Annotated in this window: 16 protein-coding genes; 11 read left to right on the top strand and 5 right to left on the bottom strand. The window is 52.0% G+C overall.

The window, feature by feature from the left end; all coding sequences use genetic code 11:
• Entirely contained in the window at positions 1-1113 is a 1113-nt protein-coding gene (locus tag BKD14_RS04320; protein WP_022710503.1) for a polyamine ABC transporter substrate-binding protein, read from the bottom strand.
• A gap of 390 nt (positions 1114-1503) precedes the next feature.
• Positions 1504-2931 carry a helix-turn-helix transcriptional regulator gene (locus BKD14_RS04315; protein ID WP_075654395.1) on the bottom strand — a complete coding sequence of 476 codons (1428 nt, stop codon included), beginning with the start codon at positions 2929-2931 and terminating at the stop codon, positions 1504-1506.
• Between the two features lie 254 nt (positions 2932-3185).
• Here BKD14_RS04315 and aceA point away from each other — a divergent pair, with 254 nt between their 5' ends.
• The 4 genes from aceA to BKD14_RS04295 all read left to right on the top strand — a co-directional run bounded on the left by aceA (position 3186) and on the right by BKD14_RS04295 (position 8463).
• Positions 3186-4475 (top strand): isocitrate lyase, encoded by a 1290-nt coding sequence (gene aceA, locus BKD14_RS04310; RefSeq protein WP_075654394.1) that lies wholly within the window; start codon positions 3186-3188, stop codon positions 4473-4475.
• 165 nt (positions 4476-4640) lie between these two features.
• The gene (locus tag BKD14_RS04305) at positions 4641-4874 is read left to right on the top strand and encodes a hypothetical protein (protein ID WP_022710500.1); all 234 of its coding nucleotides are present in this window, start codon (positions 4641-4643) and stop codon (positions 4872-4874) included.
• A 747-nt stretch (positions 4875-5621) separates the two neighbouring features.
• Positions 5622-7055 carry a glutamine synthetase family protein gene (locus BKD14_RS04300; RefSeq protein ID WP_075654393.1) on the top strand — a complete coding sequence of 478 codons (1434 nt, stop codon included), beginning with the start codon at positions 5622-5624 and terminating at the stop codon, positions 7053-7055.
• Positions 7056-7164: 109 nt separating this feature from the next.
• Complete coding sequence (locus BKD14_RS04295) at positions 7165-8463, top strand: FAD-binding oxidoreductase (RefSeq protein ID WP_075654392.1); 1299 nt, start codon at positions 7165-7167, stop codon at positions 8461-8463.
• A 57-nt stretch (positions 8464-8520) separates the two neighbouring features.
• On the opposite strand, the gene BKD14_RS04290 is transcribed toward BKD14_RS04295, so the two are convergent.
• Entirely contained in the window at positions 8521-9270 is a 750-nt protein-coding gene (locus tag BKD14_RS04290; protein WP_022711172.1) for a glucose 1-dehydrogenase, read from the bottom strand.
• A gap of 323 nt (positions 9271-9593) precedes the next feature.
• Between BKD14_RS04290 and zwf the strand changes: the two genes are divergently transcribed.
• The 3 genes from zwf to edd all read left to right on the top strand — a co-directional run bounded on the left by zwf (position 9594) and on the right by edd (position 13987).
• Entirely contained in the window at positions 9594-11069 is a 1476-nt protein-coding gene (zwf, locus tag BKD14_RS04285; RefSeq protein ID WP_075654391.1) for a glucose-6-phosphate dehydrogenase, read from the top strand.
• A 152-nt stretch (positions 11070-11221) separates the two neighbouring features.
• Positions 11222-11947, top strand: a complete 726-nt coding sequence (gene pgl, locus BKD14_RS04280; RefSeq protein WP_075654390.1) for a 6-phosphogluconolactonase — start codon at positions 11222-11224, stop codon at positions 11945-11947.
• 225 nt (positions 11948-12172) lie between these two features.
• On the top strand, positions 12173-13987 hold the full coding sequence (gene edd, locus BKD14_RS04275) for a phosphogluconate dehydratase (RefSeq protein ID WP_075654389.1): 1815 nt from the start codon (positions 12173-12175) through the stop codon (positions 13985-13987).
• 111 nt (positions 13988-14098) lie between these two features.
• Here the strand turns inward: edd and folD are convergent, their stop codons facing one another.
• Together folD and BKD14_RS04265 are read right to left on the bottom strand one after the other, a co-directional pair.
• Positions 14099-15016, bottom strand: coding sequence for a bifunctional methylenetetrahydrofolate dehydrogenase/methenyltetrahydrofolate cyclohydrolase FolD (gene folD / locus BKD14_RS04270; RefSeq protein WP_075654388.1), 918 nt, complete (start codon positions 15014-15016; stop codon positions 14099-14101).
• A gap of 141 nt (positions 15017-15157) precedes the next feature.
• The gene (locus BKD14_RS04265; RefSeq protein ID WP_075654387.1) at positions 15158-15775 is read right to left on the bottom strand and encodes a hypothetical protein; all 618 of its coding nucleotides are present in this window, start codon (positions 15773-15775) and stop codon (positions 15158-15160) included.
• A gap of 574 nt (positions 15776-16349) precedes the next feature.
• Between BKD14_RS04265 and proC the strand changes: the two genes are divergently transcribed.
• The 4 genes from proC (at position 16350) to BKD14_RS04240 (ending at position 19556) form a co-directional block, all read left to right on the top strand.
• Positions 16350-17162, top strand: coding sequence for a pyrroline-5-carboxylate reductase (proC, locus tag BKD14_RS04255; RefSeq protein ID WP_075654385.1), 813 nt, complete (start codon positions 16350-16352; stop codon positions 17160-17162).
• A 412-nt stretch (positions 17163-17574) separates the two neighbouring features.
• On the top strand, positions 17575-17922 hold the full coding sequence (locus BKD14_RS04250; RefSeq protein WP_075654384.1) for a hypothetical protein: 348 nt from the start codon (positions 17575-17577) through the stop codon (positions 17920-17922).
• Positions 17923-18105: 183 nt separating this feature from the next.
• A complete protein-coding gene (locus BKD14_RS04245; RefSeq protein WP_075654383.1) occupies positions 18106-18846 on the top strand; it encodes a glycosyltransferase family 25 protein in 741 nt (246 codons plus the stop codon).
• Positions 18846-19556 (top strand): polysaccharide deacetylase family protein, encoded by a 711-nt coding sequence (locus tag BKD14_RS04240; protein WP_075654382.1) that lies wholly within the window; start codon positions 18846-18848, stop codon positions 19554-19556. The genes BKD14_RS04245 and BKD14_RS04240 overlap by 1 nt, the downstream gene beginning before the upstream one ends.
• Positions 19557-19599 lie beyond the last annotated feature (43 nt).

The following is a 19599-nucleotide window of genomic DNA, read 5'->3' as shown; positions in this document are numbered from 1 at the left end:
TTAGTGCCCTGTCACAATCTTGGTCCAGGTGCGGGTTGCCATCTGGTTGATTTTAGGCGGGTAAGGCATCGGAACGAAGAGCTGTTTCATAACTTCTTCACTCGGATAAACCGCCGGATCATTCAGCAGTTCCTTGTCGATGAATTCCTGCGAAGCCTTGTTGCCATTGGCGTAAAACACATAGTCCGAAGCCTTGGCGATCACTTCAGGACGCATGATATAATTGATAAATTCATGCGCTTCTTCAACATGTTTGGCATCTGCCGGAATGGCCATCTGGTCAAACCACATCAGAGCGCCCTCTTTCGGAATGGAATAGCCGATTTCCACGCCGTTTTTGGCTTCTTCCGCACGGTCACGTGCCTGAAAAATATCACCGGAATAGCCGACAGCCATGCAGATATCGCCATTAGCCAGCGCATTAATATATTCAGACGAATGGAATTTACGGATATTCGGACGGATGCTTAAGTAAAGTTCTTCCGCCTTGGCGAAGCTTTCAGCGGTTGGGTTATTGGTGTCAAAGCCCAGATAATGCAGCGCCGGACGCAGCATTTCACTGCCTGAATCCAGCAGGTAAATACCGCAATCTTTCAGCTTTGCCGAATTTTCAGGCTTGAACAGCACATCCCAGCTGTCGATTTCGTCAACACCAAGCGCTTCCTTGATCTTGGCTTTGTTGTAACCGATCCCTGTGGTGCCCCACATATAATTGACCGAATATTCATTGCCCGGATCATAAGCGACGGTGCGTTTGGTGATCTCGTCCCACATATTTTTCAGGTTCGGCAGTTTGTCTTTATCCAGCTTCTGGAAAACGCCTGCCGGAATCTGACGGCCCATAAATTCAGCGGAAGGTACAACAATGTCATAACCGCTGCCACCGGCCAGCAATTTTGTCTCAAGGATTTCGTTGGAATCATACACGTCGTAAACGACTTTGATGCCGGTTTCCTTGGTGAAATCTTTCAGGATGGAATCATCAATATAATCAGACCAGTTATAGATGTTCAGCACGCGCTCCTGCGCAGCAGCCGGCAGAACAGGCAGCAGTGCAGCAAGTGCCACACAGCTGGCAGAAACATATGAAAGCAAATGGGCTTTGATCTTCATCAGTCACTCCGTCCAGAAAGCTTTATGGGGCAAAAGCCTTGCAAGCCAAATCATCCCTCACACATTGCCCTTCAATGTGCATTCTCCGTTACCTTTTGAGATTAATTTGCTTTCGTCAACGGAAAGATGACGCTTAAACCGCATAGCGCCGATTATTTGAATTTAATGAACACAATTTTAAACTTTGTGTGTCCTTCAGGGCGCACAAAGGGATATTTTATCCGGTCAGAACGGGTGCCGGATAACCGGGATATAAGCCTTATCTTTCAAAGATATGCCACACAGAAACTATGACAGGCAAAATGCCCGAATCTTACCCGCTCTAAATTTTAATTTTACGCATTATCCTACGCAAAACCGCTACACACTTTTGCTGGAAATGCTCTACCCTTACTGAAAGTCATAGGCAGAGAAACCAGAGACCATTTCATCCAGCGCCAGCGGGCGGGTGAGCGGCGGTTCGGCACGGGCAAGGCAAGCCTGCCTCTCACATAAACGACAGGCCGTACCAACCGGACTGACAGCCGAGCCGGAAGACATGCCCGCCAGATAGGTCGCATAGACTGTATCCTGCGCCGCAGATGCATCACAGCCCAGCATCAGAGCTGTGCGGCGCGGCTGTTCGCCAAAGCCTGTTTGCGGCCCTTCAACCGTGCGGCTGATGGTCAGATATTGCGTTTTATCCGGCAGCTCCACCTGCTCTGCCAGATATTGCTGCGGATGGGAAAAAGCATTGTAAACTTGCAACTTCGGACAGGCACCGCCAAAACGCGCCTGCGGAAACCCCTGCGCCCCGAAATGTCGCAAGCGGTTTCCGGCCTGATCTATCTCCTGCAAGAAGAAAGCAATGCCGGTAGCGCCTTGCTTTTGCAGACTGGTCAACCGGCACGCCACCTGCTCAAAAGACACGTTGAAACGCGCGCGCAGCACATCAATGTCATATTTTGCGCGCTGTGCCGCCTCGCGAAACGGCGTATAGGGCATCATCAATGCATGAGCTGCATAGCGCAAAAGCTCAAAACGCGCGATCCGTTTTGCTTCCGCAGAGCTCAGCTTCAAATCTTCCAACTCGGCTCCGATCACCACCTGCATACGGATAGAAGCAGCTTCCATGGCAATCTCGCGTGTCTGGTCAAAGATCGACAAACGCTCAGAGATAAACAACCGCAGTGAGTGGCGGTCATAACGCCGACGCCAGTTCGGCATAGTTGCGGCGGGCAATGTGCGCACGGTAATCGACTGCTCACGTTTCAGCCATTGTTTCAGTGCAACGGCCAGCCCGTCTTCCGATTTCAGCAGGCGGTTAAAACTGTCGGCCTCCGCTTCAATCCGCTCGAAATAATGCGGCTTGCGCGCCAGCACTTCACGCACTTCATCTAATGGCAGGCGTGTCGGCGCAAGGCTCAGTGCTTTGCCCTCCCGCACCATCATATCGGACAGGTCTGTGAGACGCTTTTGCTGCTCACGATAGGCGCGGAATAATTTCAGTACGCCCGCAGCTGCGTTTGGCGCGGCCTCGCAAATATCAATCAGCTCCTGATCGCCCGGCAGTTCACCGGCCAGAAGCGGCTCGGAAAACACTTCTTTTAATCCGGCCAGCACCGAGCCGGTTTCTTCCTGCAACTGATCCAGATCCACTTTATAGACCGAGGCCAGTTTCAGCAGCAGCTGTACCGTTAACGGTCGCTGATTGCGCTCAATCAGATTGAGATAGGATGGCGAGATACCCAAATCCTCGGCCATCGCAACCTGTGTCAGCGCCCGCTCATTGCGGATACGCCGAATACGCGCACCGGCAAATATTTTACGTTCTGCCACAGGTCTGCCCCTCCAAGAAACAACCGGATTTATCTGATCTGTAAAGAATGTGACTAATTCTTACGATTTGTCAAATTTACAAAACTTACAAATTTACAAGCCCATATTGTCAAAACACATACAGCATAACCCGAATAAAATGCTGTTATTGCGCATTTTTCTCGCCAACATATGCAACATCTGTAAATCTGGTCACAGACAAAACAAGCATTCAACTCAAAATCTGATGACACAGTTTTACAGGATATCTGATCATGACTGATTTTTACAATCTGGTTCCATCCGCACCAAAAGGCCGCTTTGACGGCTTGCAGCGCTCGCATACTGCTGAAGATGTAAAGCGCCTGCGCGGTTCGGTTGAAATCCGCTACAGTCTGGCCGAAATGGGTGCCAACCGTCTGTGGAAACTCATTCATGAGGAAAACTTCGTTAATGCACTGGGCGCCCTCTCCGGCAATCAGGCGATGCAGATGGTTCGCGCAGGGTTGCAGGCCATTTATCTCTCCGGCTGGCAGGTTGCAGCCGACGCGAACACCGCCTCCGCAATGTATCCGGATCAGTCACTCTATCCGGCCAATGCGGCACCGGAACTGGCAAAGCGCATCAACCGCACTTTGCAGCGCGCTGACCAGATTGAAACCGCAGAAGGTAAAGGCCTGTCCGTAGACACATGGTTTGCGCCGATTGTTGCCGATGCTGAAGCAGGTTTCGGCGGCCCGCTGAATGCTTTTGAAATTATGAAGGCTTTCATTGAGGCTGGTGCTGCCGGTGTTCACTTTGAAGATCAGCTGGCTTCGGAAAAGAAATGCGGCCATCTCGGCGGCAAGGTTCTGATCCCGACCGCGGCCCATATCCGCAATCTGAATGCCGCGCGTCTTGCCGCTGACATTATGGGTACGCCGACACTGGTTATCGCCCGTACCGATGCGGAAGCCGCCAAGCTGCTGACCTCGGATATTGATGAACGCGATCAGCCATTTGTTGATTATGACAAGGGTCGCACCGTTGAAGGCTTCTACCATGTGAAAAACGGTCTTGAGCCATGTATTGCCCGCGCTGTCGCCTATGCTCCGCATTGCGATCTGATCTGGTGCGAAACTTCGAAACCCGATCTGGAACAGGCGCGTAAATTTGCCGAAGGCGTGCATAAAGCCCATCCGGGCAAGCTGCTGGCCTATAACTGTTCGCCGTCGTTCAACTGGAAGAAGAATCTCGACGACGCCACGATCGCCAAATTCCAGCGTGAGCTGGGTGCGATGGGCTACAAGTTCCAGTTCATCACGCTGGCCGGTTTCCACCAGCTCAATTTCGGCATGTTCGAACTGGCACGCGGCTACAAAGACCGTCAAATGGCAGCCTATTCGGAATTGCAGGAAGCAGAATTTGCAGCAGAAGCCAATGGCTACACTGCAACCAAACACCAGCGCGAAGTTGGCACAGGCTATTTCGATGCCGTTTCCATGGCGATCACCGGCGGCCAGTCTTCAACAACGGCCATGAGTGAATCGACCGAACATGACCAGTTCCGCCCTGCTGCCGAATAAGCAGAAGACGGATCAGCAGAGCCGGACTCCAGTCAACTCTGCATAACAGCCATCCGTAGCCGGTTTCTCTCCTTCACCCAGCCTTATGGCAACCTTCCGGCTACGGATATTCACCTCAAACGCAACTTCAGCTCACGACCTGACTGTAACCCAAGGATAAAGACCATGATGACCAAACCACAGGTTAAAGAACGGGCCGAAGAACAAGCTTCGGCTATGACAGAAGACCAGAAGGCTGCAATCCGCATGCTGGCCAATGATCTTCACCGCCTCAACCACGCTGTTATGAAAGCTGTTGATGCAGGCGTATCCGTTGAGCTGGTGCGCTCCGCCCGCCATCATGGTGGCGAAGGCCAGTGGGGTGATCTGCTGACGCCGGTTGTTGTAACCCGCAGTTAAACTTTGCAGCCTTCGCCACCATGCACTTTTTAATTGCATGCCTGCGGCAATGCGGGACGGCGAAGGCCAGTGGGGTGATCTGCTGACACCGGTTGTTGTAACCCGCAGTTAAGCTCAACAGCCTTTCGCCACCATGCACTTTTTAATTGCATGCCTGCGGTAATGCGGGACGGCGAAGGCCAGCGGGGTGATCTGCTGACACCGGTTGTTGTAACCCGCAGTTAAGCTCAACAGTTTTCCTAAGCATCCTCCTATTGCCCTGCCGTTTTGTTTTTAAGGCGGCAGGGCAGCATCCAGATTTCTCAGGTTCGGCTCCATCCCCCCCAACCACCCTTCCCGCATTTCCTCAGGGTGGTATTTTTAAGTGTCTAAATCAAAAAGCGGCTGGCATGAGCGAAAATGGTGGTTTGCGAGCATCGGAACGGAGCGTACAAAGAGTACGTGAGTACCGAAGCACAGAAAATTGCCATTTGCAGCCATGTCAGGTGATTTTAGATCAGACACGAATGGGGCCGCACAATCGCAGGTTGCTCTGATATCATGACTGATTACCTTGCATTATCCTCAAATTCTCCAAGGTATTTCCGGGCAGCCTGCGTATTTCAAAAACCATCATTTTCAACAGCTCCCGCCAAAAAATATTTTTGACAACAGGACTTACGCTTACGCACACAAATGCTACTCTGTTTGTTAAAGGTCACATGAGAAGCTATAGTGATCTTAACGTAAACAGCTATCCGGTGATTAATGCCTGTCACACCTACTGAGAAGAAAAAACCGCGCAAAACTGTACGTCGCGGTACACCAGCCTATGTCAAGTCGCTGCGCGGCGTCAAAAACTGGAAAGAAGCTTCTGAATGGCTGGCATGGCGCGATATTGAAGATATTGAGTGCATCACGCCCGATCAGGCCGGTGTCGCCCGCGGCAAGATGATGCCGTCCAAGAAATTCATCTCCAATTCCACACTGGCTTTGCCATCCGCCGTCTTCATGGTCACGATTTCCGGCGACTATCCTGATGATGGCCACGGCTTCGTCTATCCGGAAGATGACGGTGATCTGCGCCTTGTCGCCGATCTCTCCACCCTCACCGTTGTACCGTGGGAATCTGATCCGACAGCACAGGTTCTGTGCGACCTCGTTTATCAGGATGGCCGCGTGGCGGAATTCACCCCACGCAACGTGCTGAAACGTGTGGTTGATGAATATGCCAAACTCGGCCTGAAGCCGGTTGTAGCGCCGGAGATCGAATTCTATCTGGTGCGCAAAAATCCCGATCCAGATTATCCGCTCACCCCGCCTGTCGGTCGTTCAGGTCGCGCTATTGGTGGCGGTCAGGGCTATTCCATTGCCGGTGTCAACGAATTCGACGAATTGATCGATGATATTTATCATTTCTCTGAAGCACAGGGGCTGGAGATTGACACGCTGATCCACGAAGAAGGTGCCGGTCAGCTGGAAATCAACCTGCGCCACGGTGATCCGATTGAACTGGCCGATCAGGCTTTCATGTTCAAGCGCACTATCCGTGAAGCCGCGCTCAAACATGATATGTATGCAACTTTCATGGCCAAACCTATTCAGGGTCAGCCGGGTTCTGCCATGCATATTCACCAGTCTATTGTCGATAAAAAGACCGGCAAGAATATCTTCAGCAATGAAGACGGCACTGAGAGCGAAGCATTTTATCACTTCATCGGCGGCATGCAGAAACATGTGCCGAATGCCTTGGTGATGTTTGCGCCTTATGTGAATTCTTATCGTCGTCTGACACCGGATGCCTCTGCGCCGGTCAATGTCAAATGGGGCTATGATAACCGCACCACCGCTCTGCGCGTACCACGTTCTGATCCGCAGGCACGTCGTGTAGAAAACCGCATTCCGTCTTCCGATGCCAATCCTTATCTGGCGCTGGCAGCTTCGCTTGCCTGCGGTCTGATCGGGCTGAAAAACAAGATCATGCCGGACGCGCCGGTTGCTACATCCGTCAACCGCAATGAGGTGGAACTGCCGCGCGGTCTGATCGAGGCAGTCAACCTGTTTGAAGAAGATGCGGAACTGAAAGCTCTGCTCGGGATCAGTTTTGCTACCACCTATGCCGCGATTAAGCGGGCAGAATTTGAGACTTTCATGGAAGTGATCAGCCCGTGGGAGCGGGAATATCTGCTGCTCAACGTATAATATTCCTTCCGGCACGTTGCTTTTAATCAATGTGCCGGAACAATTTCTGCCCAAATATACGTCATAAATTTTCTGCTCTCCGACATACAGCACCAGCTCAAGGCACCCAATGCAGCAGTCACAGCATTATCAGAGCCCGATTTCTCCAGGACTGTCATGGTATGAGGCAAGTATCAGTGAGCGGCCGCGCTATCCCGAATTTGACGGATCAGTCCAGACAGATGTCGTGATTATCGGCGGTGGCTATACCGGCCTGTCTGCGGCCTATCATCTGGCGGTTCAGGGTATTAAAGTCGTGTTGCTTGATGAAGCGCGTTTCGGTGACGGCGCATCGGGGCGCAATGGCGGCCAGCTGAATACCGGCCAGCGCTGCGGTGCGGAAGATCTGGAAAAGCAATATGGTTTCGACCATGCCAAAGCACTTTTTGATCTGGCGGAAGAAGCCAAACATCATCTTCTAAGCTTTGCTGTGCAGCATAATATCGACATGGAATATGTGCAGGGGCACATGTCCGTGACGCATAAACAGCGCTATGACAAACAATATAAAGCCCATAGCGAAATTATGGCCACGCGCTTCAACTATCCGCATCTGCGCTATATGGAGCGCGATGAGGTTGCCGAAAAACTCGGTTCAAAACGCTATTTCGGCGGCACCTATGACAGCGGCACCGGCCATATTCATCCGCTGAAACTCCTGATCGGGCTGGCGAGAACCGCATCTCAGGCAGGCGCAAAGCTCTATGAGAACAGCAAAGCCACCGGCATTACCTCATCCAATGGCCGTGTAATCGTCAAAACTGCACGCGGCATCATCAATGCGGAAAAAGCCCTGATCGCAGTCAATGCCTATGGCGGCAATCTGGAGCCGGTCAGCGCAGCCCATGTGATGCCGATCCGCTCGTTTATCGGCGCGACTGTGCCACTGGATGATACATGCCGCGTTTTACCGGGTGGTGAATCCGTCGACGACTCCCGTTTTGTGGTGCGTTATTTCCGCCGCTCCAAAGACGGACGGCTGCTATTTGGCGGACGCGAAGCCTATACGGCCGATAATCCGCGCGATATTACCACGCATATCCGCCGCCAGATCACGGAAATCTATCCGCAGCTCCAAGATATTGAGATCACCCATAGCTGGGGTGGCTCGGTTGGCATTACCATGCCGCGCCAGCCTTTTGTGCGCGAGGTTATGCCCAATGTCATCAGCGCAGGCGGTTATTCCGGCCATGGCGTGATGCTCGCCAATTTTATGGGTAAACTCTATGCCGAGACGGTGACCGGTAATCGCGAACGCCTGCGCCAGTTTGAAATGCTGAAAGTACCGGCATTTCCGGGCGGCCGCACATTCCGTGCACCGCTGCTTTTCCTTGCGCTCTCATGGTTTGCCATGATGGATCGCATATAAACAACTAATCAATCACCACAGCCCGCCGGTTACACATAACCGGCGGGCTGTTTTATTTTACAGGCTGTAGCCGCCATCCACATCAACAGATGTACCGGTGACAAATGCAGCTTCATCGCTCGCCAGCCACAGAGCGGCATTGGCAATATCATCCGGCTTAGAGAAGCGACCGAGAGGAATGGAAGCTTTGAGAGCTTCGCGGGCTTCCGGCGTATCCTGACCGAGGATCAGTTTCAGCGTTTCGGTTTCACTCTCCACCGGACAAATTGCATTGACGCGGATTTTATCATCGGCCAGTTCCAGCGCCATGGATTTCGTCGCGCTCATCACCCAGCCTTTGGATGCATTATACCAGGTCAGACCTTTACGCGGATGCTGTGCACCGATGGACGCTGTATTGATAATCGCACCGCCGCCCAGTTTACGCATCACCGGCACAACTGCCAGCGTGGACAGATACAGCGCCTTCATATTCACAGCTGTAATCAGATCAAAACTATCTTCCGGCACATCGGTCAGCAGCATGTTTTTATAAGCAAAACCGGCATTATTGACCATAATATCAAGACGGCCGAATTGCTGCAGCGTCACCCCGACCAGCCGTTCAACATCATCTTTCCGCGATACATCCACAGCAAGCGGCACAGCACTTTTACCGATAGAACTTGCAACATCATTGGCGCGTTTCGGATTAATATCGGCAACGGTTACTTTCGCGCCCTCCAGCGCAAAACGACGGGCAATTGCCTCACCAAAGCCAGAACCGGCACCGGTCACAATAGCCACTTTATCTTTCAATCGTGCCATACTCTTCTCCAGAAACTTTCATTACAATGCAAATCAGTCACCCCAATTCATAAAGCATTTCAGACCTTAAGGGAATCTTGCAGGAGAAAGCGCCGGTTTTCTGTTTGCTCAGGCATAATTATCCGTAAAATTAACATTTTTAAATTGATTTATTAAATCGATTTAAAAAGCCACTATTGTCAACGCTGTCATTTCGCTAGATTATAATGCAAATCACTGCTTCGACTATCGTTCCGTTCCCGGACCAAATCCCACCACTTTCTCTCCATATCCTGATATATTCTTTGAACTCATCAGGAAAACGCGAATAAAGAGACAGGTTCATGACCAGCCAGACAATTCCGGTAGAGCCCTTTGACTGCATCGTTTTCGGCGGTTCAGGCGATCTTGCCGAACGTAAACTGATCCCCGCTTTATACCAGCGCCAGCGTGCCGGACAGTTCAGCGAACCGACCCGTATTATCGGTGCATCCCGCAGTGAAATGGGCGATGCCGAATATCGTGAATTTGCCCGCAATGCCATTCATGAACATGTCAAAAAAGACGAGATTGATGAAGCGCAGATCGAACAGTTTCTGCAGCGCATCTCCTATGTGGCAGTTGATGCCAAGTCCGATCAGGGCTGGTCTGCACTGAAAAAGCTCATCAAGACCAAACCGGCGGATATCCGCGCTTTTTATCTTGCTGTCAGCCCGAGCCTGTTCGGTGATATTGCCCAGCGTTTGCAGAGCAATGATCTCATCAGCGATCATACGCGCATCGTCGTTGAAAAGCCGATTGGCCGTGATCTGGCATCCGCGCAAATCCTCAATGACACGATCGGCAGTGTTTTCCGCGAAGACCAGATTTTCCGTATCGACCATTATCTCGGCAAAGAAACAGTGCAAAATCTGATGGCGCTGCGTTTTGCCAATGCGCTTTATGAGCCGCTGTGGAACTCCGCCCATATTGATCATGTGCAGATTACCGTTGCCGAAGCTGTCGGTCTTGAAGGGCGTGCAGGCTATTACGACACAGCCGGCGCGCTGCGCGATATGGTGCAGAACCATATTCTGCAATTACTGTGCCTTGTCGCCATGGAGCCACCGGCTTCACTGGAAGCCGATGCTGTGCATGATGAAAAAGTTAAAGTGCTGCGCTCGCTCACACCTATTACTGCCGACAATGCGCAGGAAAATACTGTACGCGGCCAGTATCGCGCCGGTGCTTCTGCAGGCGGGCCGGTTAAATCCTATCTCGACGATCTGGAAAGCACTACCAGCAATACCGAAACCTTTGTGGCGCTGAAAGCCGAGATCGGCAACTGGCGTTGGGCAAATGTGCCGTTTTATCTGCGCACCGGCAAAAGACTGGCCGAACGCGTTTCAGAAATCGTGGTCACGTTCAAACCTATTCCCCATTCGATCTTTGAAAGCAGTGCAGGGCAGATTATTGCCAATCAGCTGGTCATCCGCCTGCAGCCGGATGAAGGTGTGAAACAGTGGATCATGATTAAAGATCCGGGTCCGGGTGGTATGCGTCTGCGTCATATTCCGCTGGATATGAGCTTTGCGGATTCTTTTGACGAGCGCAATCCGGATGCCTATGAGCGGTTGATTATGGATGTCGTGCGCGGCAACCAGACGCTGTTCATGCGCCGCGATGAGGTTGAAGCCGCATGGCGCTGGATTGACCCTATTCTGGAAGCCTGGGAAAGCAATGAACAGAAAGTTCAGGGCTATACATCCGGCACATGGGGGCCTTCCGGCTCTATCGCCCTGATCGAGCGTGACGGCCGCACATGGCATGATAGTCTCTGACGAGAATGGGATACAAGAACCGTAATAAAAATTGAGGCCGGAGCACCGCTAAAAAGGCAGGAAATGAATACCGTCTGGGGCGGTATTCTGTATAAAGATACAAAATGACTGCGCCACACCCCACATAGGGGTGTAAAGGCGCAGAAACACTGATGGAGACTGACATAACCAATATTGAAAGGCATGATTTTGCAGAGCCATCCGCTTTGGCACTGCAATTAGCCGGAACAATCGCGGATCAACTGAATAAAGCAGTCGCGGCCAAAGGACAGGCCGTACTCGCTGTATCCGGCGGTACAACGCCGGTACAATTGTTTGAGGCGCTCTCCATGCAGGATGTGGCATGGAAACAGGTTACGATTACTCTTGTCGATGAACGTTTTGTAGCGCCGGACAATGACCGTTCGAATGAGAAACTGGCGCGCGAACATCTTTTGCAAAACAAGGCGGCGCAGGCCGTTTTTGTCAGTCTTTATATTCCTGCCCAGACAGCCAGTGTTGCTGCTGTCACTGCGGCAAACCGCATTGATGCACTGCCGAAACCCTTTGACGTTGTGGTTCTCGGCATGGGCAATGACGGCCATACCGCCTCTTTCTTCCGCGGCGGCAGCAGGCTGGATCAGGCCATTGATCCGACAACCCGTGCTGTTGTGCTGCCAATGCAGGCTGAAGGCGCAGGCGAACCGCGTCTGACCCTTACCCTGCCGGTGATTGCAAATGCCGATCTGCTGATCCTGCATATTGAAGGGCAGAAGAAACTGGCTGTTCTGGAAGAAGCACTGGCCAGCGATTTCAGCGAAGCAGATATTAATCTGATGCCCGTGCGCGCTGTTTTTGCTCATGCGAAACAAGCCGTACAGCTTTACTGGGCACCATAATTCCAAAACGATTACTGCAATATCCGCTCATTCTCCGATGATATACGGCCGGAGAATGAGCCGGATTGTGCTTCCTTTCTCCCCCGTCCATTCCCGTGCGCTTTATAGACGCATCAGCCTTTTTCCACTCTTTCGCTATACTTATTTTCCGTATATTAAACTGCTATTAAATCGGTTTAAATATTAATGCGCATGACCGGTTGCTGACCGGTACGGGAGACTGAAATGACCGTAAATCAAACCCTGCAGGCGATCACCAACCGGATTATCGAGCGCTCCCGCCCGACCCGTGAAGCCTATCTGGGGCGGATCAGTGAAGCTGCATCGCGCAAACCTGTGCGTACTGCACTTGGCTGCGCCAATCTGGCTCATGGTTTTGCGGCCTGCGGCCCTTCCGACAAAGCAGGACTGGCAGGCGATCAGCTGCTCAATATCGGCATTATCACCGCTTATAATGATATGCTCTCCGCGCATCAGCCATTTGAGACGTTTCCGCAGCTTATCAAACAGGCAGCGCGTGAAGCAGGCGGTATTGCGCAGGTTGCCGGTGGCGTGCCTGCAATGTGTGACGGTGTTACGCAAGGTTTTGCGGGCATGGAACTGTCACTATTCTCCCGTGATGTTATTGCCATGGCCACTGCCGTTGGCCTGTCCCATGATATGTTTGACGCTGCCGTCTATCTCGGCGTGTGCGACAAGATTGTGCCGGGGCTGGTGATCGGCGCCCTCACCTTTGGTCACTTGCCTGCGATTTTTATTCCGGCAGGGCCTATGACATCCGGCCTGCCGAATGATGAGAAAGCCCGCATCCGCCAGCTTTATGCGGAAGGCAAAGTCGGCCGTGCAGAATTGCTGGAATCCGAGTCCAAATCCTATCACGGCCCCGGCACCTGCACATTCTATGGCACAGCCAATTCCAATCAGATGCTGATGGAAATCATGGGACTGCATATTCCGGGTTCATCTTTTATCAATCCGAATACCCCGTTGCGCGATGCGATGACCAGGGAAGCCGCCAAGCGCGCTTTGCAGATCACCGCCTGCGGTAATAATTATACGCCGGTCGGCGCAATGCTGGATGAGCGCTCTTTCGTCAATGGAGTTGTCGGCCTCAATGCCACCGGCGGCTCCACCAACCACACCATCCATCTGATTGCCATGGCCGCAGCCGCAGGTATCAAACTGACATGGCAAGATATTTCCGATATTTCGGCTACTGTGCCGCTGCTTGCCCGCGTCTATCCGAATGGTCTGGCCGATGTGAATCATTTCCATGCAGCGGGCGGCATGGGCTATCTGATCCGTGAATTGCTGGATGCCGGTCTGCTGCACGAGGATGTGCGCACCGTCTGGGGCGAAACCTTACGCGACTATACGATTGAACCGGCGCTCAATGCAGATGGTACGATTGCACGCAACCCTGCCCCTGAAGTGAGTGCTGATGCAAAAGTTCTGGCCAAAGCCAACGCGCCTTTCCAACCGGATGGCGGCATCAAAGTACTGAGCGGTAATATTGGCAGCGCGATCATTAAAGTCTCTGCCGTCAAACCGGATCGCCATGTGATTGAAGCGCCTGCGAAAATCTTCCATGATCAGTCGGAAATGCAGGATGCTTTCAAAGCAGGCAAGCTCGAAGGTGATTTCATCGCCGTTGTCCGCTATCAAGGCCCGAAGGCCAATGGTATGCCGGAACTGCACAAGCTGATGACTGTGCTTGGCATTTTGCAAGATCGCGGACAGCGCGTGGCACTTGTGACCGATGGCCGTCTTTCCGGCGCATCCGGCAAAGTGCCTTCCGCTATTCATGTGACACCGGAAGCCCTTGATAATGGTATGATTGCAAAGATTCAGGAAGGCGACATTATCCGCCTTGATGCCGTGCAAGGCACCCTGTCTGTCTTGCTGAACGGGGATGAATTGCAATCGCGCAATATTGAAACACCCGATCTCACCCGTAATCATTTCGGTATGGGACGGGAGTTGTTCTCCGCTTTCCGGCACATTGCAGGCCATGCGGATCAGGGCGCGTCAGTATTTTAAAAGGCAACAAAAACGGCGCGATCAAAATGACCGCGCCGTTCTTTTAACTACTTAAAATCATTATGTTGGTGCTTTCGCACAATTTCAAAATTTCGGTGCCTTAACACAGTTTCAAAATTTTGGTGCCTTTACACCGGCTGCACGGCAAGCGGCGACCAGCGTATTGGCCATCAGCATTGCAATGGTCATAGGGCCAACACCGCCCGGAACCGGCGTAATCGCTCCGGCCACTTTTGCAGCCTCTGCATAATCCACATCGCCGACGAGACGGGTCTTGCCTTCACCCTTTTCCGGTGCATCAATGCGGTTGATACCCACATCAATCACAGTTGCACCCGGCTTAATCCAGTCACCTTTGATCATTTGCGGACGGCCGACAGCTGCCACCAGAATATCAGCGGTGCGTGCCAAGGCCGGCAGGTCTTTGGTACGGCTATGGGCAACAGTGACAGTCGCATTGGCAGCAAGCAGCAAATTCGCCATCGGCTTGCCAACAATATTGGAGCGGCCGATGACAACTGCGTTCAGACCAGACAGATCACGGCCAAGCTGACGCTCAATCATAATCATGCTGCCAGCCGGTGTGCATGGCACAAAGGCGCTGTCCACAGCGCCGGTACCGAGCTTGCCGACATTGATATAATGAAAGCCGTCGACATCTTTGTCCGGCGCGATAGTCTGAATAACGCGACCTTCATCAATATGTTTCGGCAGTGGCAACTGCACCAGAATACCGTGAATGGCAGGGTCATTATTGAGACTGTCGATTAGATCCAGCAGATCCGCCTCAGATGTGTCTTCAGTCAATGTGTGCTGTACAGAGTGGAAACCGCATTCGCGTGCTTTGCGGCCTTTGGAGGCGACATAAACCTGACTGGCAGGATCTTCCCCGACGATCACCACAGCAATCCCAGGCTTTGTGCCGGTTGTATTTAACAAGTCGGATGTTGCAGCTTTAACCGCTGCCACCACATCTTCCGCCAGCAATTTACCGTCGATTACTTTTGCGCCGCTCGTCTCAGTCGCCATCTCACAACTCCGTCAGACAAAAAAACAATGCAAGGCCGAAATTGCGGGATCACAAAGCCACGCGCTCACATCCTGCCCTCGCATAATCTGCCAGCGCGATGATGACAATCAAAAAACGGTCATGCTATCGGAATAACGGCATCAACGTGACGAATTTTCATTCTGTCTGGCACTGGCCAGCTTCTCATGCTCACGCAATGCCTGCCGGATTTCGGCCAGTGCATGGGAAAGGTCTGCAGCTTCCGGAATAGTCTGATCTGCCGCGGCAGTGCCGAGCGCATTTTTACGCATGGCAGCATAGGTTTTGGAAACCGGTTGGCGCACTTCCGCAACGATCTCTTCCGCCGGTTGCTGTTTCGGCTCCTGCGGGTCTGCATCGGCCTGTTTCACAGGCATTTGCTTTGCCACAGGCGCGACAGGCATTTGCCTTGTAACCACCGGCTGCGCAGGCTGATCCGCAGCGGTTTCAGCTTGTTTGCCGCGCTTTAAAAGGCCGGACAGGTTCAGCCACAGTTTTTTGAACAACGAAGATGACGAAACCGGTGCAGGTTCAGCAAGTACAGCTCTGTCAGCTTTTACCGATGTCTGTGCGGGAGTCTGCGCCGGAGCCTGTGCATGACTGCGCAGCGGCTGCACACCGGTGCGCCCCATTGCGGCACGTGCACGGTAAGCGCGGGAACGCTGGATGTTCAGGCCGAAGTCCTGCGGTGCATAGGCCAAAAGCGGTAATGTGCCGGAAAATTTATTATCACGTTCCATAATGCCGCCCCGTCTTAAAATTTATTTACACAGTCATTTCATAATATGCGCCAAAGACGCAGGCATAATATGCGCCAGAGACGCAGGTATAATATGCGCCGGACACGCAAACGGCATCCGGTATCAGAGTGTTTTGCCCCTCCTCTGCACATTCCAAAAATCCGGCCAAAACCGAGGTTTTTTGGAAATTCCATGCCTGAAACGCCTGTTCTGTCCGAAAAAACGGACTCATAAGAACCTGACCGACCGGAATAAAATTCACAGCAGATCATGAAAGCTTTTCAAAACTGTTCGCAGATAAGCGACACGCCAGAAGCAACGCATTTCACAATGTAAATCACGTTTACCCGTTACGCCTTTGCAGCGCGGCGAAGCCGGTGCAAATCACTCTGTCTTATGGTTAACAAAACCTTAATGACTCTGGCAACCACTATAAGAAATAAATTTCACATTTATCTGATTAATGTGACACCGCCCCTGTCATGAAGCCGTAATTTCGCTCTGTGCAGCGAACGATATTTCCATCTGCCGGTCGAATGTTCTATGGTCGGGCAAATCACAGGAGAGGCATTTGATGGCAAATAATACTGTTGTTCTGGTTGGTTGCGGCAATATGGGGTTTGCCATGCTGCAGGGATGGCTCTCCTCGGGCAAGTTACAGCCTTCTGACGTGACAGTTGTTGAACCGGCTGACACTTTACGCGAGCGCGCGGCAAAACTCGGCGTTAAAGCACTGCCGGACAGCACAGGCATTACCGGCTCTCCGCAGCTGATTATCATTGCGGTCAAACCACAGGTCATTCAGGACATTCTGCCTGCCTATAAAAACCATGCATCTGCCTCGGCTTTTCTCAGCGTGGCTGCCGGTACACCGGTTGCCTTATTCGAGAAAATTCTGGGCGCGCAGGCCGCGATTATCCGCTGTATGCCGAACACACCGGCAGCAATCGGCAAAGGTATGATGGTGACATTTGCCAATAAAAATGTGCAGGCAGATGTCATGCACTTTACCGAAGAATTGCTGGAAACCAGTGGTCAGGTGGCACAGGTCAAAGATGAAAGCCTGATGGATGCCGTAACCGCAATATCCGGCTCCGGCCCCGCTTATGTGTTTCATTTCATTGAATGTCTTACACAAGCTGGTGTAACCGCCGGTCTGCCGCAGGATATTGCTGCCATGCTAGCCATGCAGACAGTTTACGGTGCAGGTGCGCTCGCTGCGACAAGCACGGATACGCCATCGCAATTGCGAATTAATGTCACCAGCCCGAACGGCACAACAGCCGCCGCTCTCGAAGTGCTGATGGGTGATAATCGCCTGCAAAATCTTGTCAGCGATGCGGTTGAAGCTGCCCGTAACCGCTCTGTGGAACTCGGAAAAAGCTGAAACACAATACCGCATTACCATAGAGGGAGAGGACGGGTCGCCTTCTTCCTTTTCGTATTTTAAAAAGATTTTTCTTTTTTACAGCATTATCCGAAAGTACGATAATATCGGGATTTACCGGAGCGATATTTTCGTTACTCTGACAGGCACGATCTTTGTTTCATGATCGTCTTTGCGGGTTAAAAGCCCGAACAGAAAACACGGCTGAAACAGCCGTCCATTATAGAACTGTCATATAATCAGGCGATAATCAGCCGACACTTTCCGGTTCAGGCTTTGATGCCGGAAACAGATTTATATTTTCAACGGCCTGTCTGTGCGCCGCAAAACACAGAAACAGGCATTTTTTTAAATTACTGCGAACTCCATGCAAGGAAAGTTTGCAGTAAGCAGCCCGACAGAGGAGACAGGAATGTCAAGTTTACTGCCGCCGCTCCATAACGGACATGCATCAACTTATCTACTGAACGGCTTCCACGAAGCTGTTCATGCCTATGAAGACTGGGATATGGCCGGTCAGGAACCACAGGTTGCCGTGTACGGAAAATCCGTCCGCATCAGCGTGATTTTCCGCCGTCTGACCCAATGTTCAGACCGGTTGCCGCAACATGTTCTGCAATCACTCAAAGCGGCGATACCGCATATTATGAAATATCAGCCTGCAGATTTCCCTGCCACTTATGCAGATGCAAGTGGTTTGCTGCGTCAGGCTCTGCGGAATTATACCCGCAATCCAGTGATCGCTACGCGTTTCAATTAAACGGGGCTAAGCTTTACAAAAACACAACATACGGGCAGATTTTTTATCTGCCCGTTTTCCATTTTACATAGGTAATATTTCTCACTTTCCGACAAGACCTTTAAGCTGCTATAGGCAATTCTTATATGCGGTCGCAGAGCTGCGATCAGCGAAAAATATAAGCCGCTCCGGCAAAGGTCAGTTATGCAGAAACCGCAGATTAAAGCATTCATCATTCATCTGGAGCGTGCAACAGAACGCCGCGCGCAGGTGAATGAACTGATCTCCCAATTACCGGTACCGGCAGAAATCATTACAGCTGTTGATGCAAAACAGCTGAGCGATGCAGATGCGGCACAGGCCTATCAGACGCGCCTGCACAAACCTTATTATCCGTTCCGCCTGAGCCGTAACGAAATTGCCTGTTTTCTGTCGCACCGCAAAACATGGCAGACAATCATCGATCAAAATCTCGATGCAGCACTTGTGCTGGAAGATGATGTGGCGCTGACAGCGGACTTTCCTGCTGCTTTTAAAGCGGCCGCGGCGATTGCCGAGCAAGGCGGGCTGGTACGTCTGCCGTTCCGCTCCGACCGTGAGACCGGCGCTGTCGTGCTCGAACAGGGAACAACGAAAGTCATTCGTCCAGTGCCTGTCGGGCTGGGCATGGTCGCGCAGCTGATTACCCGTGACGCTGCGCAAGCGCTGTTGAAAGCAACCGAGAAATTTGACCGCCCTGTTGATACTTTTGCCCAAATGAACTGGGTAACCGGATTGCAACCGCTTTCCGTTGTTCCGGGTGGCGTGCAGGAAATATCTGCCAATCTGGGCGGCAGCACCTTGAAACAGAACCGCTCTCTGGCGCATAAACTGCACCGAGAACTGATGCGGCCGTTCTACCGGCACAGCGTCAAAACCTATTCCCGCAAATCCGGAAAAGCCTGATGAAATCTTCTGCTATTCCCATTCTTCTCTATCATTCGATTGATGTACCGCCTGCGCGCGACAAGCCGTCTCGCAGCCTGCATGTGCATCCGGACCGGTTCCGCTCGCAGATGCGCTGGCTGAAAAGACTGGGCTATCAGGGATTGTCCATGCGCGATGCCCGCCCTTATCTTGAAGGCAAAAAACAGGGAAAAGTTGCGGTTATCACGTTTGATGACGGTTTTCTCAATGTCTATCAGCATGCCATGCCGGTGCTGAATGAGCTGGGTTTTACTGCCACCAATTATTTCGTCGCCAATCAGATCGGCGGACGCAATGAATGGGACATTCCGAAAGGCGCAGTTGAAATTCCCTGCATGAGTGCCGAACAATTGCGCGACTGGGCTGCACATGGCCATGAGGTTGGCGCGCATACGCTTGACCATATCTATCTGCCGGATGCGGATTTGCAGGAAGCAGAACGGCAGATCGCCGGTTCAAAGAAAATTCTTGAAGAGATACTTGGCGCTGAAGTCACTAATTTCTGCTACCCTTATGGCGGCGAAACACAGGCTGTGCGCGATGTGGCCCGACAAGCGGGCTATGTTCACGCCACCACCACAAAACGCGGTCATGCCCGCGCAACAGATGATCCGTTTGGCTTGCCGCGCCGTTATATTCGCCGCACCGATGGCGGATTATTGTTCCTGAAAAAGCTCTTCGGCCTCTGACCGCCGGAGAGAAAACTTTTATTCCGGCACCATTTCAAAGAAA

Origin of the sequence: Pseudochrobactrum sp. B5 (assembly GCF_001939785.1) — a bacterium.
Lineage (GTDB): Bacteria > Pseudomonadota > Alphaproteobacteria > Rhizobiales > Rhizobiaceae > Pseudochrobactrum > Pseudochrobactrum saccharolyticum.
The sequence above is the reverse complement of the archived record's forward strand: the minus strand, read 5'-3'. Positions and strand labels throughout refer to the sequence as shown.

Bases quoted from the DNA above. Each gene is read 5' to 3' on its own strand.
- aceA (WP_075654394.1), top strand. From the start codon at position 3,186: ATGACTGATTTTTACAATCTGGTTCCATCCGCACCAAAAGGCCGCTTT.
- BKD14_RS04290 (WP_022711172.1), bottom strand. From the start codon at position 9,270: ATGGCACGATTGAAAGATAAAGTGGCTATTGTGACCGGTGCCGGTTCT.
- proC (WP_075654385.1), top strand. From the start codon at position 16,350: ATGGCAAATAATACTGTTGTTCTGGTTGGTTGCGGCAATATGGGGTTT.
- zwf (WP_075654391.1), top strand. From the start codon at position 9,594: ATGACCAGCCAGACAATTCCGGTAGAGCCCTTTGACTGCATCGTTTTC.
- BKD14_RS04240 (WP_075654382.1), top strand. From the start codon at position 18,846: ATGAAATCTTCTGCTATTCCCATTCTTCTCTATCATTCGATTGATGTA.
- BKD14_RS04300 (WP_075654393.1), top strand. From the start codon at position 5,622: ATGCCTGTCACACCTACTGAGAAGAAAAAACCGCGCAAAACTGTACGT.
- folD (WP_075654388.1), bottom strand. From the start codon at position 15,016: ATGGCGACTGAGACGAGCGGCGCAAAAGTAATCGACGGTAAATTGCTG.
- BKD14_RS04305 (WP_022710500.1), top strand. From the start codon at position 4,641: ATGATGACCAAACCACAGGTTAAAGAACGGGCCGAAGAACAAGCTTCG.
- BKD14_RS04295 (WP_075654392.1), top strand. From the start codon at position 7,165: ATGCAGCAGTCACAGCATTATCAGAGCCCGATTTCTCCAGGACTGTCA.
- BKD14_RS04245 (WP_075654383.1), top strand. From the start codon at position 18,106: ATGCAGAAACCGCAGATTAAAGCATTCATCATTCATCTGGAGCGTGCA.
- BKD14_RS04250 (WP_075654384.1), top strand. From the start codon at position 17,575: ATGTCAAGTTTACTGCCGCCGCTCCATAACGGACATGCATCAACTTAT.
- pgl (WP_075654390.1), top strand. From the start codon at position 11,222: ATGGAGACTGACATAACCAATATTGAAAGGCATGATTTTGCAGAGCCA.
- edd (WP_075654389.1), top strand. From the start codon at position 12,173: ATGACCGTAAATCAAACCCTGCAGGCGATCACCAACCGGATTATCGAG.
- BKD14_RS04265 (WP_075654387.1), bottom strand. From the start codon at position 15,775: ATGGAACGTGATAATAAATTTTCCGGCACATTACCGCTTTTGGCCTAT.
- BKD14_RS04320 (WP_022710503.1), bottom strand. From the start codon at position 1,113: ATGAAGATCAAAGCCCATTTGCTTTCATATGTTTCTGCCAGCTGTGTG.